Here is a 13,907-nt window from a genome sequence, read left to right as displayed (position 1 = left end):
TCAGGTTCCCGGCCGGTCGCGGATGACGAGCAGGCGCGGTTCGGTCATGTCCTCGATCGCGTACTTCACGCCTTCGCGCCCGAGGCCGGACTGCTTCACGCCGCCGTAGGGCATGTTGTCGACGCGGAAGCTCGGCACGTCGCCGACCACCACGCCGCCGACCTCGAGCCGGTCCCAGGCGCGCATGGCATGGTCGAGGCGGGCGGTGAACACGCCCGCCTGCAGGCCGAAGTCGCTCGCATTGACGGTGTCCAGCGCCGCGTCGAAGTCGTCGAACGGCTGCAGGCAGGCCACCGGGCCGAACACCTCCTGGCGGTAGAGGTCGCAGTCCGGCGGCACGTTCTCCATCAGGGTGGCCGGGAGCATGTTGCCCTGCCGCGGGCCGCCGGCCAGGCGCCTGGCGCCGGCCTTGCGCGCGGCCTCGACCCAGCCTTCGATGCGCCGGGCGGCCGCCTCGTCGATCACCGGACCAATGAAGGTGTTCTCGTCGCGCGGGTCGCCCATGACCAGCTTGCCCACCCGCGCCTTGAGCTTGCGGCGAAGGGCGTCGTAGACGTCGCGGTGGGCGAGGATGTGCTGCACGCTGATGCAGCTCTGGCCGGACTGGTAATAGGCGCCGAACACCAGGCGTTCGACCACGTCGTCCAGCGGCAGGCCCGGATCGGCATCGACGATACAGGCCGCGTTCCCGCCCAGCTCCAGGGTGACCTTCTTGCGTCCGGCGCGGGCCTTGAGTTCCCAGCCCACCAGGCCGCCGGTGAAGCTGAGCAGGGCGATGCGCTCGTCCTCGGTGAGCGCGGCGGCGTCCTCGTTGCTGCAGGCCAGGATGGAGAATGCCCCCTCGGGCAGGTCGGTTTCGGCCAGCACCTCGCCGATGATCAGCGCGCCCACCGGGGTCTTGGCGGCGGGCTTGAGCACGAACGGGCAGCCGGCGGCGATGGCCGGCGCCACCTTGTGCGCGACCAGGTTGAGCGGGAAGTTGAACGGGGTGATGAAGCTGCACGCGCCGACCGGCACGCGCTTGACCATGCCGCGGTAGCCGCGGGTGCGCTGCGATATCTGCAGTTCGATCGTCTCCCCCCCGATGCGCGTGGCCTCGGCGGCGGCGATGCGGAAGGTGTCGATCAGGCGGGTGACCTCGCCGCGCGCGTCGCGGATCGGCTTCCCGGCCTCGATGCACAGCGCCAGCGCCAGCTCCTCGGCGCGCTCGCCGAAACGGCGCACGCAATGCTCGAGCACGTCGCGGCGGCGGTCGGGGGTGAACGCGGCCATCGCCTCGCGCGCCGCGAAGGCGGCGGCGATGGCCCGGTCGACGGTCGCCGCATCGACGAAGGCGGTGCGGGTGGCGACCTCGCCGCTGTACTTGTCCAGCACCTCGAGATCCGTGTTCGGCTGGATCGGGCGGTTGGCCAGGTAGCAGGGATAGCGCCTGGCGAGGGCGCCGGACTTGCCGTTGCTGCGCTTCTTGGGCATCGGGAGACTCCGCGGCGATCTTGGAAAGGGTGGGGCGGTCAGCTCACGGCCGCCGCCAGTTCGGCGATTTCGTGATTGAGCAGGGCATCGTCGCGGCCGTAGTCGACCGGCACCTCGACCAGGTCCACGCCCGGGCGCGCCAGCGCCTCGCGCAACTGCGCCTCGAAGCCTTCGATGGAGGTCGCGCGATGGCCGCGTGCGCCGTAGCTTTCGGCGTAGCGGACGAAATCGGGATTGCCGTAGTCCATGCCGTAGGCCGGGTAGCCGTCGTGCGCCTGCTTCCACTTGATCATGCCGTAGGCATCGTCGCGCAGTACCAGCACCACCAGGTCGATGCCCAGCCGCACCGCGGTCTCGAGTTCCTGCGAGTTCATCATGAAGCCGCCGTCCCCGCACACCGCCACCACGCGGCGCCCGGGCCGGGCGAGCGCCGCGGCGATCGCCGAAGGCAGGCCCGCGCCCATGGTCGCCAGTGCGTTGTCGAGCAGCAGGGTGTTGGGCAGCCGGCAGCGGGCATGGCGGGCGAACCACAGCTTGTACAGGCCATTGTCCAGGCAGGTGATGTCCTCCGGGGCCAGCGCGTCGGCCAGCGTGGCCACCAGCCGCGGCACGGCCATCGGGAAGCGTGGGTCGGCCGCGAGCGTGGCCACGTGCGCGCACAGCGCTTCGCGTACCCGGTCGAAGAAGGCGAAGTCCCAGTGTGGCTGCGGGTCCAGCCGTTCGGCCAGCGCCCAGACCGAATGGGCGATGTCGCCGACCACCTCGACCTGCGGGAAGTACACCTGGTCGACCACCGCCGGCGAGTAGTTCACGTGGATCACGGTGCGACGGCCGCGGTGCATCGAGAACGGCGGCTTCTCGATCACGTCGTGGCCGATGTTGACGATGCAGTCGGCGGCGTCGATCGCGCGGTGCACGAAGTCCCCGTCCGACAGCGCCGCGGTGCCCAGCCACAGCGGGCCGGATTCGTCGAGCACGCCCTTGCCCATCTGGGTGGAGAAGAACGGGAGGCCCAGTTTCCCGACCAAGGCATGCAGCATCTTCGAGGTGGTCTTGCGGTTGGCGCCGGCGCCGATCATCAGCAGCGGATGGCGCGCACGCGCGATCGCTTCGGCGGCCGCGGCCAGCGCCTTGTCCTCGGCCAGCGGGCGGCGGCTGTACACCGGCGGCAGCACGATCGCATCGGTCTCGTCGCCGGCGACGTCCTGCGGCAGCTCCAGGTGGGTGGCGCCGGGCCGCTCCTCCTGCGCGCGGCGCACGGCCTCGCGCACCTTCGCCGGGATCGCGTCGGCGCTGATGAGCTGGCGGGTGTACTTGGTCAGCGGGCGCATCATGTCGACCACGTCCACGATCTGGAAATGGCCCTGCCGGCTGCTGCGCACTGGCTTCTGGCCGGTGATCATGAGCATCGGCATCGCGCCGAGCTGGGCATAGGCCGCGGCGGTGACCAGGTTGGTGGCGCCGGGGCCGAGCGTGGACAGGCAGACGCCGGCCTGGCCGGTGAGGCGCCCCCAGGTCGCGGCCATGAACCCGGCGGCCTGCTCGTGGCGCGTGAGCACCAGGCGGATGCCCGAGCTGCGCAACGACTCCAGCAGGGCAAGCGTTTCCTCGCCGGGAATCCCGAAGACATGGTCCACGCCCTCGGCCTGCAGCGCCTGGACGAAGAGGTCGGAGGCCTTGGTCATGCGGCCAGTCTCACATGGCGGGCGTTAGCGAAGCGTACCGCGCGCGGGCCATCGGTGCGCCTGCAGCGGGCATCGCGTTCCGCACGACGGAATTCATGCCGCGCGACGTGGCGCGGCGGCCGATCCTACCGGCCGGAGGAGCCGGAGCCCCGGGGTTCCACCGCTTCGACGCGAAGCCGCAGGCGACCATCGGCGACGCGCGCCGCCACCGCGTCGCCGGCGGAGACATCGCCGGTGGCGCGCACGACGCGGCCGTCGTCGCGCTGCAGGATGCTGTAGCCGCGCGCGATCGTGGCCAGCGGGCTCACCGCCTCCAGGGAGCGCGCCAGCCCGCGCAGCTGCAGCGCGTCGCGCTGCAGGTGGCGCGCGATCGCCGCCTGCAGCCGCGGCCGGGCGTCGGCGAGCTGCTGGCGCAGGGCCTGGAGCCGGCGCTGCGGGCGCGTGGCCTGCAGCACGGCGCGGGCATGGCGCAGGCGCGCCGCGCGGGCCTCCAGGCCCTGGCGCATCGCGGCCTGCAGCCGCTGCATGGCCTGGTCGCGGCGCAGTCGGTGCGCCTGCAGCCGCGCCTGCGGGCGCTGCGCGTTGAGCCGGAGCGCGGCGCGGTCGGCGCGCTGGGCCAGCTGGCGCAGGTGGTTGGCCTGCAGCGTGGCCATCCGCCGCTGCAGCCCGGCCAGGCGCTGGCCGAGGTCGATCCGGCTCGGCACCAGCAGTTCCGCGGCCGCGGAAGGCGTCGGCGCGCGCAGGTCGGCGGCGAAGTCGGACAGGCTGAAGTCGGTCTCGTGGCCGATCGCCGACACCACGGGCACCGGCGAACCGGCGATCGCGCGCGCCAGCGCCTCGTCGTTGAAGGCCCACAGGTCCTCCAGCGAACCGCCGCCGCGCGCGAGCAGGATCGCGTCGTGGCGGCCCGCCGCGATCGTGCGCCGGAGCATGGCGGTGATCTGCGCCGCCGCGGTCTCGCCCTGGACGGGGACCGGCACGATCTCGACCTCGACCAGCGGGAAGCGCCGCCCCAGCACGCTCAGCACGTCGCGCACCGCCGCGCCGGTGGGCGAGGTCAGCACGGCCAGGCGGCGCACCCAGGCGGGCAGGGGGCGCTTGCGCGCCTCGTCGAACAGCCCCTCGGCCTGCAGCCGCGCCTTGAGTTCCTCGAACGCGCGCCGCAGCGCGCCTTCGCCGGCTTCCTCGAGGGAATCGACCACCAGCTGGTAGTCGCCGCGCGCCTCGTACAGGGTCAGCCGGCCGCGGGCAAGGACCTTGAGTCCCTCGCGCGGCTGGAAGCGCAGCCACTGGCTCCTGGGCCGGAACATGGCGCAGCGCACCTGGGCGCGGGGGTCCTTGAGGGTGAAGTACAGATGGCCCGAGGAGGGGCGCGCGACGTTGCCCAGCTCGCCCTCGACCAGCACCAGCGGGAAGGCATCCTCGAGCAGGCTCCGGGCCAGGGTGTTGAGCTGGCTTGGAGTGAGGACTTCGCCGCTGGATGGGTCGTTCATGCGGGCAGCATAGCGGCGCGGGCGTGCACGGCCCACCACGCCGCCGCGCGGGGCGGCGGGAAACAGCGTTGCCGGGGCGTCGCGACCGGCGCGGGCGCGGGGGAGGCCGGCCTGCGGACAGTGGCGCGACAGGCGGCGTCCAGCGCTTGCCCGGTAGAATATGCGCATGTCCGCCCAGCCCCAGCCTCCCTGCGCCGCCGAAACCGACCCCGTCGGGTTCGGGCCGCTGCCGCGCAGGGCCACGCGCCAGGTGAGGATCGGCGGGGTCGCGGTCGGCGGCCGGGCACCGGTGGTGGTGCAGTCGATGACCAACACCGACACCGCCGACGTGGCCGCCACCGCGAGACAGGTCGCCGAACTCTGGCGCGCCGGCTCCGAACTGGTGCGGGTCACGGTCAACAACCCCGAGTCGGCCGCGGCCGTGCCGCGCATCGTCGAACGGCTGGCGATGCAGGGCGTAGAGGTGCCGATCATCGGCGACTTCCACTACAACGGCCACCAGCTGCTCGAACGCGAGCCGGCCTGCGCCGAGGCGTTGGCCAAGTACCGGATCAACCCGGGCAATGTCGGTTTCGGGCGCAAGAAGGACGTGCAGTTCGCGCAGCTGATCGAGTTCGCGATCCGCTACGGCAAGCCCGTGCGGATCGGCGCGAACTGGGGTTCGCTCGACCAGGCGCTGGCGGCCGGACTGATGGACGAGAACGCGCGCCGCGCCGAGCCGTGGGACGCGGGGCGGGTGCTGCGCGAGGCGCTGATCCGCTCGGCGCTCGATTCGGCCGAGCGCGCGGTGGAGCTGGGCCTGGGGCGCGACCGGATCGTGCTCAGCGCCAAGGTCAGCGGCGTGCAGGAGCTGGTCGCCGTGTACCGCGACCTCGCCCGGCGCAGCGATTTCGCCCTGCACCTGGGCCTGACCGAGGCCGGCATCGGCAGCAAGGGCATCGTAGCCTCCAGCGCGGCGCTGGCGGTCCTGCTGCAGGAAGGCATCGGCGACACCATTCGCATCTCGCTCACCCCCGAGCCGGGCGCATCGCGGACCAAGGAAGTGGTGGTGGCCCAGGAGCTGCTGCAGACCATGGGCCTGCGCGCATTCACGCCGATGGTCACCGCCTGCCCGGGGTGCGGCCGCACCACCTCGGAGTTCTTCCAGGAACTCGCGGGCGTGGTCCAGGAGCACGTGCGGGCGAAGATGCCCGAGTGGCGGATCACCCATCCGGGCGCGGAGACCATGACCGTCGCGGTGATGGGTTGCGTGGTCAACGGACCCGGCGAGTCGCGCCACGCCAACATCGGAATCTCGCTTCCGGGCACCGGCGAGGCGCCCTCGGCGCCGGTATTCGTCGACGGCCGGAAGACGGTGACCCTGCGCGGCGAGCGCATCGCCAGCGAATTCGTCGCACTGGTCGACGAGTACGTCGACCGCACCTGGGGCCGCCGCGCGGATGCCTGAGGCCTCCTGGCCGCGGGAGGCGTCCGCGGCCTGCGGCGCGTTCGCGCGCCGCCACGGCTGGAAGCTCGCGCTGCTGTTCGGCGGCATGCTGCTGCCGCTGTGGGGATTCCTGGAACTGGCCGACGAGGTCCACGAGGCCGAGGCGATCCCGTTCGACGAACCGCTGCTGCTGTTCGCGCAGTCGATGGCGGGCGCGGGGCTGGACGGAGTGTTCCTGTTCTTCTCGCAGGCCGGCTACGCCTGGGGCGTGGTGCCGTTCGACATCGGCCTGGTCCTGGTGCTGCTGGTGTTGCGGCGCTGGCGCGAGGGCCTGTTCGCGGCGGTGGCGACCGGCGGCTCGGCGCTGCTGAACATCGCGACCAAGCAGCTGTTCTCGCGCGAGCGGCCGTCGCTGTGGGAGTCGATCGCGCCCGAGTCCAGCTACAGCTTCCCGAGCGGGCATGCGATGGGATCGATGACCCTCGCCATGGTGCTGGTGCTGCTGGCCTGGCCCACGCGGGCGCGCTGGTGGATCGTCGCGGCGATGGCGGTGTTCGTGCCGATGGTCGGGCTCTCGCGCGTGTACCTGGGGGTGCACTATCCCTCGGACATCCTCGCAGGCTGGGCCGCGGCCTCGATCTGGGTCGCCGGCACCTGGCTGCTGGTGATGCGCAACGGACGCGACGGGCGCGGCTGAACGCGCCGCATCGCACGCCCCGGCGACAGTTTCATCCGGGAAGGTGTTCGAGGGCGAATCAGCCCGCGGCGCAGACGCGGTCGCGGCCGGCTTCCTTGGCGCGATACAGCGCGGCGTCGGCCGCGGCCATCAGGGTGGAGCGGTCCACCGCCGGCGGCACCAGTTCGGCCACGCCGACGCTGACCGTGATCCGGCGCGGGACGCCGCCAGGCGCGAAGTGCGCGGCGGCGACCGCCGCCCGCAGCCGGTCGGCGAACGCGGTCGCCGCCTCGGCGCCGGTCTCGAGCAGCAGCACCGCGAACTCCTCGCCGCCGATGCGCGCGGCCACGTCGTCGCTGCGCACGTGGTTGCGGATGATCCCGGCGATGGTGCGCAGCACCTCGTCGCCGGCGATGTGGCCGAAGGTGTCGTTGACCGGCTTGAACAGGTCCACGTCCACGATGCACAGCGACAGCGTATGGCGGTGGCGGTGGGCACGCGCGATCTCGCGCTCGAGGATTTCGCTGAAATGGCGCCGGTTGTACAGCTCGGTGAGTGCGTCGTGGGTGGCGAGCTGGTAGATCTCCTCGTGGTACCCGGCCTCGACGTTGCCGTGGCCGATGAACTTGAGGATGCTCTCGCCGACCACGATGTGGTCGCCGTCGGCCAGCACCGCCTCGGCCACCGGCTGGTCGTTGACCCGGGTCGGGTTGGTGGCGCCGAGGTCGCGGATCCGGTACTCGTCGCCCTGCAGCCATACCTGGCAATGCGAGCGCGAGACGCTGCGGTGGGAGATGACCAGGTCGGCCTCGTCCGAGCGGCCGATCAGCACCGGCTGCCCGCCAAGGTCGACGCGCCGTCCCAGACCCTCGCCGTGGATGACGACCAGGCAGGCACCACGCCGGCCGCCGTGGCGGGGTCCATCGCTGTAGACGGTGCGCTGGGTGGTGGGGAGCTGGTCGGATCCGGCCATGTCGCAGGAGGCTTCCTTGAGGGGCGAGTGTACCCGGTCGACGGCCGTCGCCACGCCTTCGGTTAACATGCAAGGAACGTGGCTTGGGGGGGGCGCCATGACCAATCCGGGCGACGAACGCGATCCCGACAGGACCGAACTGCTGGCCACGCGTTCGCCGGCGGTATCCGCCGGGGGCGAGGCGACGCTGCCGCCGGGCATGCGGGTCGGACGCTATCGCATCGAGGCCCTGCTGGGCAGGGGCGGGATGGGCGAGGTCTACCGCGCCCAGCAGCTCGAGCCGGTGCGGCGCACCGTGGCCCTGAAGCTGTTGCGCGCACGCGCCATGGACGTGCGGCGCAAGGCGCACTTCGAGGTCGAGCGCCAGGTGCTGGCGCAGATGCGGCACCCGGCGATCGCCCGGATCCACGACGCCGACACCACGCCCGACGGCCACCCGTTCTTCGCGATGGAGTACATCGACGGCGCGCCGATCACGCACTACTGCGAGGAGCACGCGCTGTCGCTGGCGCAGCGCCTGGCGCTGTTCATCGAGGTCTGCGAGGGCGTGCAGCACGCCCACCAGAAGGGCGTGATCCATCGCGACCTCAAGCCGGGCAACCTGCTGGTGGACGAGGTCGACGGCCGTCCACACCCGAAGATCATCGACTTCGGCATCGCGACCGCGACCGGAGCCGGGGCCGGCCGCGAGATCGCGGGTACGCCCGAGTACATGAGCCCGGAGCAGGCCGCCGGCGACCAGTCGCTGCTCGACACCCGCAGCGACGTGTATTCGCTGGGCGTGGTCCTGAGCGAACTGCTCACGGGTCGACGGCCGCTGGCGCAGGGCGAGACCCACACCGCCGACAGCCATACCCTACCCTGCGACTGCCGTCGGAGCAGCTGCGGAGCCTGGCTCCCGACGAAGCCGAACGCATCGCCCGGGCACGCGGCCAGCCGCTGCCGAGGCTGCGGCGCGTGTTGCGCGGCGAGCTGGACTGGGTGGTGGCCAAGGCCATGGAGCACGACCGCGGCCGCCGCTATCCGACCGCGGCCGCGCTCGCCGACGACCTGCGGCGCTTCCTCGACGGCCGCCCGCTGCTCGCGGTGCCGCCGGCGCGCGGCTACGTGCTGCGCAAGTTCGCGCGCCGCCACCGCGCGGGGCTCGCGGCCGCGTCGGTGGCCCTGTTCGCGCTGCTCGGCGGCCTGGCGCTGTCGCTGCACGGCCTGATGCAGGCGCGCGCGCAGCGGGCGATCGCCGAGCAGCGCAGCGAACAGCTCGAGCGCGTGGCTGCGTTCCAGCAGTCGATGCTGGAGGAGATCGACATCGAAGCGATGGGCCTGCGCCTGGGCGAGGACCTGCGCCAGCAGGTCGCGCGCAGCGCGCCGGGGATGGCCGGCCAACTCGAGCAGGTGCTCGGCAAGGTGAGCACCGCCGAGGCGGCACGCTCGCTGATGGAGGCGAGCGTGCTCGCCCGCGCCGAGGAGGCGATCGCACGCGACTTCGCCGACCAGCCTGAACTCGCCGCCGACCTGCGCGAAGCCTCCGGCCGGGTGCACGAGGCGCTCGGCCTGTACGCCAGCGCCGAGCGGACCCTCGCCCGGGTGGTGGAATGGCGACAGGCCGCGCTCGGTCCGGACGACCCGGCGACGCTGCGCGCGCGCCGCGCGCATGCCGCGGCCTTGCGCCAGCTCTCGCACTACGACGAGGCGCGGACGCTGCTGGAAGCGGCCCTGGCCGATGCGTCGGGCCTGCCGCCGGACGACGAGACGCGGGCGATGATCGAACTGGAACTGGGCGAGGTGCAGGGCCTGCAGGGCGACCTGGCGGGGGCGCGCGCGGCCAGGCAGGCGCTGCTGGCGCGACTGGAGCCGATGCGCGGCGCCGAGGACCGGCTGGTGCTGCGGGTGAAGTCCGACCTGGCGATGAACATGGCGCGCATGGGCGACCTGCCCGAGGCGCGGGCGATGCTCGAGGAGGTGCTCGCGATCCGGCGGCGGCGGCTGGGCGACGACCATGCCGACACTGTCGCCAGCATGAGCGCGCTGGCCATCGCCCTGGCGATGCACGGCCAGTCCCACGATGCGGTGGAACTGCAGCGGCAGGTGGTCGCGGTCCAGGAGCGGCGCCTGGGCAGCGAGCATCCCGACACGCTCGCCGCGCGCGGCAACCTGGCCGGCATGCTCAGCGACAGTGGCGACACCGAAAGCGCGATCGGCGAGGCCGAGGCAGTGGTGGAGGCGCGGCGCCGGGTGCTGGGCGAGGAGCATCCGATGACCCTGCGCGGGATGCTCAACCTCGCCAGCCTGCGCGCGCGGTTGGACGATCTCGAGGGTGCGCTGCCGCTGGAGGAACAGGTGCTGGAAGCGCGCATGCGGCTGCTCGGGCCGGAGCACCCGGACACCCTGTTCGTCGCCCTCAACCACGCCATGAGCCTGAGCCGGGCCGGCCGTCTGCGGCAGGCGCAGGCGCTGTTCGCCGACACCATGCCGCGCGCGCTCGAGGTGCTGGGGGGCAAGCATCCGCAGTACCAGCTGGCGATGACCGTCTGGGGCGTCACCCTGGAGGACGCCGGCGACCTGGCCGGGGCCGCCGCGCGGCTGGGCGAGGCGCTGGCGCTGCGCGAGCAGGCCCTGCCGCCGGATGCGCACCAGGTGGTCGATACCGCCTGGTCGCTGGCGCGGGTGCTGCGCGCCGCCGGCCGGGCGGCCGAGGCGGACGCGTTGCACGCGCGGCTGGTGGCGCCGCTGCTGGCGGCCGATCCGGCGACGCTGGATCCGCGCCAACGCGTCCTGCGCGAGCATATCGAGGAGGCGATCGCCGAGGGCGAGGGGCCGCGGGCGGCGGCCGTCGCCGGCCGGCACTGACGCGCGCTCACTCGCCGGGCTTGGCCGCCTCCACCGGCGAGCCCGTGGCCGCGCGCCGCTGGAGCATGGTTTCGCGGTGGGCGATGTAGCCGTTGGCGCCGAGCACGATCGCCGCGCCAGCCAGGGTCCAGATGTCGACGGTCTCGCCGAACAGCCACCAGCCAAAGCCGACCAGCACCGGCAACTGCACGAAGCTGATCGGCTGCAGGGCCGAGACTTCGCCCAGCGCCAGTGCACGCGTCCATAGCAGCTGGCCGAAGGTGCCCATCACCCCGGTCGCGGCCAGCCACAGCCAGGCCGTCGGCGACGGCCAGACCCACTGCAGCAGTGCCGGGACCAGCGACATCGGCACCCAGAACACGTAGGTGTAGAACACCACGGTGTCGGCCGGGTCGAAGCGCGAGAGCTGCTTGATCTGGATCGCTACCAGTGCCGCGAACAGCGCGCCCAGCAGCGCCACGACCATGCCCGGGGTGAACCCGGTGCCCGGGCGCAGGATCACCAGCACGCCCACGAAGCCGGCCGCGACCGCGGCCCAGCGGCGGATGCGCACCCGTTCGCCCAGCCACAGCGCCGCCCCGATGGTGACGAACAGCGGCGTGGCGTAGGACAGTGAGATCGCCTGCGCCAGCGGCAGGTGGCCCACCGCCCAGAACCCGCACAGCATCGCCGCCAGGCCGATCGCGGTGCGCGCCAGGTACAGGCCGACGTGGCGGGTGCGCGGCAGGCCGGTGCCCCGGCGCAGGATGAAGGGCATCAGGACGATGAGCCCGAACAGGTTGCGGAAGAACGCGATCTCGGTGGTGGGCACCGTGGCGGTCGCGTAGCGGATGGCCAGCGCCATCATCGCGAATGACAGGGTGCTGCCGAGCATCAGCAGCGCGGCGCGGCCGTAGCTGGTGGCCGGTCGGCGGGGCAGGGACAGGTTCACCAGCGCGCACCGACGATGCGTGGCTCGGGCTCGAGCGCCACCCCGAAGCGCTCCTCCACCGAGCCGGCGATCCGCCGCGCCAGCGCCAGCAGCTGCGCGCCGCTGGCGCTGCCGTGGTTGACCAGCACCAGCGCATGCCGCTCCGAGACCCCGGCATCGCCGTCGCGGTGGCCCTTCCAGCCGCAGGCGTCGATCAGCCACGCCGCCGACAGTTTGCGGCTGCCGGCATCGGCACCGGGGAACAGCGGCAGCCCGGGGTGGCGCCCGGCCAGTGCCTGGGCCTGGGCCAGCGGCAGCACCGGGTTCTTGAAGAAGCTGCCGGCGTTGCCGATCGTCGCCGGGTCGGGCAGCTTGCTCCGCCGCAGCGCGCAGACCGCGTCGAACACCTGCATGGGGCTCGGATCGGAGATGCCGGCGGCCGCCAGCGCCTCGCGCACGCCGGCATAGCCGGTGCGCGGCGCGGCGTCGCGCGGCAGCGAGAACTCGACCGCGGTGACGATCCAGCCTTGGCCGTCGCGCTTGAACACGCTGTCGCGATAGCCGAAGCCGCATTCGGCCGGGCCGAGCCGGCGCATGCCCGCGCCGGGCACGAACGCCTCGACCGCATGCACGAACTCGCCGACCTCCACCCCGTAGGCGCCGATGTTCTGGATCGGCGCCGCGCCCACGGTCCCGGGGATCAGGGCCAGGTTCTCCAGGCCGCACAGCCCGTGTTCGAGGGTCCAGCGCACCAGTGCATGCCACTGCGCGCCGCCCTCGGCGCGCACCACCGCGCGGTCGCCCGCGTCGCCCACGATGGCGATGCCGCGCGCCTGCAGCGACAGCACCGGGCCGGGCGCGTCGCCCGCGAACAGCAGGTTGCTGCCGCCGCCCAGCACCAGCGGTGCTGCGCCGCCGGCGTGCCCGAGCGCAGCGTCCAGCGCGTCCAGGCGCATGACCTCGATCAGCAGCGGCGCCCGCGCCGGCACCCGGAAGGTGTTGCGGGCACCGAGGTCGGCGTCGCGGACCAGGCGCAGGCCTGCACTCATGCCGCGCTCACAGCACCGGCACGTTGCCGCGGCTCGGTGCTTCCTTGCGCCGGCGGATGGCTTCCACGCACTCCCCGATCAGGGCCGGCCCGCGGTAGACCAGGCCGGTGTAGACCTGCACCAGCGACGCGCCCGCGGCCACCTTCTTGACCGCGTCGGCGCCCGACAGGATCCCGCCCACGCCCACCAGCGGGATCGACTCGGGCATCCGCGTGCGCAGCATGCGCAGCACCGCGGTGGACTTGTTCATCAGCGGCTCGCCGGACAGGCCGCCGGTCTCGCGCGAGAGCGGGTCGTCCTGGACCGCGATGCGCGAGACCGTGGTATTGGTGGCGATGACCCCGTCCACCTGCAGGTCCGACAACACCCGCGCGGCGGCGTGCACGTCGTCGTCCGACAGGTCGGGCGCGATCTTGACCAGCATCGGCACCCGCTTGCCGTGCCTGGCGGCGAGCCGCTCCTGGGCGTCGCGCAGGGCGCCGACAAGGCGGCGCAGCGCCTGCTCCTCCTGCAGTTCGCGCAGCCCGGCGGTGTTGGGCGAGGAGATGTTGACCGTGACGTAGTCGGCCAGTGGATACACCCGCTCCAGGCAGAGCAGGTAATCGTCGATCGCCGATTCGTTGGGGGTGTCCTTGTTGCGGCCGATGTTGATGCCGAGCGGACCGGTGCGGTGGCGGGCCCGTTCGACGTTGCCCACCAGCGCGTCGATGCCCTCGTTATTGAACCCCAGGCGGTTGATCAGCGCGCGGTAGCGCGGCAGGCGGAACAGGCGCGGGGCCGGGTTGCCTGGCTGCGGCCGCGGCGTGACCGTGCCGATCTCGACGAAGCCGAAGCCCAGCCCGAACAGCGCGTCGACGTGGGCGCCGTTCTTGTCCAGGCCCGCGGCCAGGCCCACCGGGTTGGGGAAGTCGAGACCGAGCGCGCGGGTGGGGAAGGGCCGCGGCGGGGCGCCGAGCAGCCGGCCCAGGCCCAGGCCATGCACGCAATCGAGCGCGCGCAGGCCGGTCCGGTGGGCGCGCTCGGCTTCCAGGCCGAACAGCAGCGGGCGCAGCAGGCCGTACATCTCAGCCGTTGATCCCCAGCCAGACCAGCCCGCCGAGCACGAAGAACACGAAGGCCAGGCCGAGCACGGTCAGGATCAGCATCGAATAGCCCAGGATCAGTCCGGCCAGGGCCAGGCCGCCCCCCTCGAGGCGCTCCGGGCTGCGCCCGATTTCGCCCCGCGCGAGATGGCCGGTGACGATGGCCACGATGCTTCCCAGCCAGGGCAACACGCTCCAGCCGAGGATGCCGGAGACCAGGCTCACGATGGCCAGGGGACTGGTCTGGCGGGGGGGCGTGCTCATCGATGCAACTCCGTACGTTGGAAGCGCGG

General features: G+C 72.8%; 12 protein-coding genes. 4 read left to right on the top strand and 8 right to left on the bottom strand.

Annotated elements, in window-relative coordinates:
• The 3 genes from FQY79_RS00690 to xseA all read right to left on the bottom strand — a co-directional run bounded on the left by FQY79_RS00690 (position 1) and on the right by xseA (position 4,651).
• Positions 1–1,473, bottom strand: coding sequence for an aldehyde dehydrogenase family protein (locus tag FQY79_RS00690; RefSeq protein ID WP_146309819.1), 1,473 nt, complete (start codon positions 1,471–1,473; stop codon positions 1–3).
• A gap of 38 nt (positions 1,474–1,511) precedes the next feature.
• Positions 1,512–3,158 carry an acetolactate synthase large subunit gene (locus FQY79_RS00685; protein WP_146309817.1) on the bottom strand — a complete coding sequence of 549 codons (1,647 nt, stop codon included), beginning with the start codon at positions 3,156–3,158 and terminating at the stop codon, positions 1,512–1,514.
• A 125-nt stretch (positions 3,159–3,283) separates the two neighbouring features.
• Positions 3,284–4,651 (bottom strand): exodeoxyribonuclease VII large subunit, encoded by a 1,368-nt coding sequence (gene xseA / locus FQY79_RS00680; RefSeq protein ID WP_146309815.1) that lies wholly within the window; start codon positions 4,649–4,651, stop codon positions 3,284–3,286.
• A 166-nt stretch (positions 4,652–4,817) separates the two neighbouring features.
• Between xseA and ispG the strand changes: the two genes are divergently transcribed.
• Both ispG and FQY79_RS00670 read left to right on the top strand, forming a co-directional pair.
• The gene (gene ispG / locus FQY79_RS00675; RefSeq protein ID WP_146309813.1) at positions 4,818–6,098 is read left to right on the top strand and encodes a flavodoxin-dependent (E)-4-hydroxy-3-methylbut-2-enyl-diphosphate synthase; all 1,281 of its coding nucleotides are present in this window, start codon (positions 4,818–4,820) and stop codon (positions 6,096–6,098) included.
• Positions 6,091–6,774 (top strand): phosphatase PAP2 family protein, encoded by a 684-nt coding sequence (locus tag FQY79_RS00670; RefSeq protein WP_043740584.1) that lies wholly within the window; start codon positions 6,091–6,093, stop codon positions 6,772–6,774. Before ispG ends, FQY79_RS00670 begins: the two co-directional genes overlap by 8 nt.
• A 58-nt stretch (positions 6,775–6,832) precedes the next feature.
• On the opposite strand, the gene FQY79_RS00665 is transcribed toward FQY79_RS00670, so the two are convergent.
• Positions 6,833–7,795: a GGDEF domain-containing protein gene (locus FQY79_RS00665; RefSeq protein WP_186759667.1), complete on the bottom strand. Its 963-nt coding sequence runs from the start codon at positions 7,793–7,795 to the stop codon at positions 6,833–6,835.
• A gap of 28 nt (positions 7,796–7,823) precedes the next feature.
• Between FQY79_RS00665 and FQY79_RS15530 the strand changes: the two genes are divergently transcribed.
• Both FQY79_RS15530 and FQY79_RS00655 read left to right on the top strand, forming a co-directional pair.
• Complete coding sequence (locus tag FQY79_RS15530; protein ID WP_246122958.1) at positions 7,824–8,936, top strand: serine/threonine-protein kinase; 1,113 nt, start codon at positions 7,824–7,826, stop codon at positions 8,934–8,936.
• Entirely contained in the window at positions 8,936–10,573 is a 1,638-nt protein-coding gene (locus FQY79_RS00655; RefSeq protein WP_342778997.1) for a tetratricopeptide repeat protein, read from the top strand. Before FQY79_RS15530 ends, FQY79_RS00655 begins: the two co-directional genes overlap by 1 nt.
• A gap of 7 nt (positions 10,574–10,580) precedes the next feature.
• Here FQY79_RS00655 and FQY79_RS00650 read toward each other — a convergent pair whose 3' ends face one another.
• The 4 genes from FQY79_RS00650 to FQY79_RS00635 are packed head-to-tail and all read right to left on the bottom strand — an operon-like array spanning position 10,581 to position 13,878.
• Positions 10,581–11,447: a DMT family transporter gene (locus FQY79_RS00650; RefSeq protein WP_146310779.1), complete on the bottom strand. Its 867-nt coding sequence runs from the start codon at positions 11,445–11,447 to the stop codon at positions 10,581–10,583.
• A gap of 53 nt (positions 11,448–11,500) precedes the next feature.
• On the bottom strand, positions 11,501–12,532 hold the full coding sequence (gene murB / locus FQY79_RS00645) for a UDP-N-acetylmuramate dehydrogenase (protein WP_146309805.1): 1,032 nt from the start codon (positions 12,530–12,532) through the stop codon (positions 11,501–11,503).
• 7 nt (positions 12,533–12,539) lie between these two features.
• The gene (locus tag FQY79_RS00640) at positions 12,540–13,595 is read right to left on the bottom strand and encodes a quinone-dependent dihydroorotate dehydrogenase (RefSeq protein ID WP_146309803.1); all 1,056 of its coding nucleotides are present in this window, start codon (positions 13,593–13,595) and stop codon (positions 12,540–12,542) included.
• 1 nt (position 13,596) lies between these two features.
• A complete protein-coding gene (locus FQY79_RS00635) occupies positions 13,597–13,878 on the bottom strand; it encodes a DUF4190 domain-containing protein (protein WP_146309801.1) in 282 nt (93 codons plus the stop codon).
• Positions 13,879–13,907 lie beyond the last annotated feature (29 nt).

This window comes from Luteimonas wenzhouensis (assembly GCF_007859305.1).
Lineage (GTDB): Bacteria > Pseudomonadota > Gammaproteobacteria > Xanthomonadales > Xanthomonadaceae > Luteimonas > Luteimonas wenzhouensis.
The sequence above is the reverse complement of the archived record's forward strand: the minus strand, read 5'-3'. Positions and strand labels throughout refer to the sequence as shown.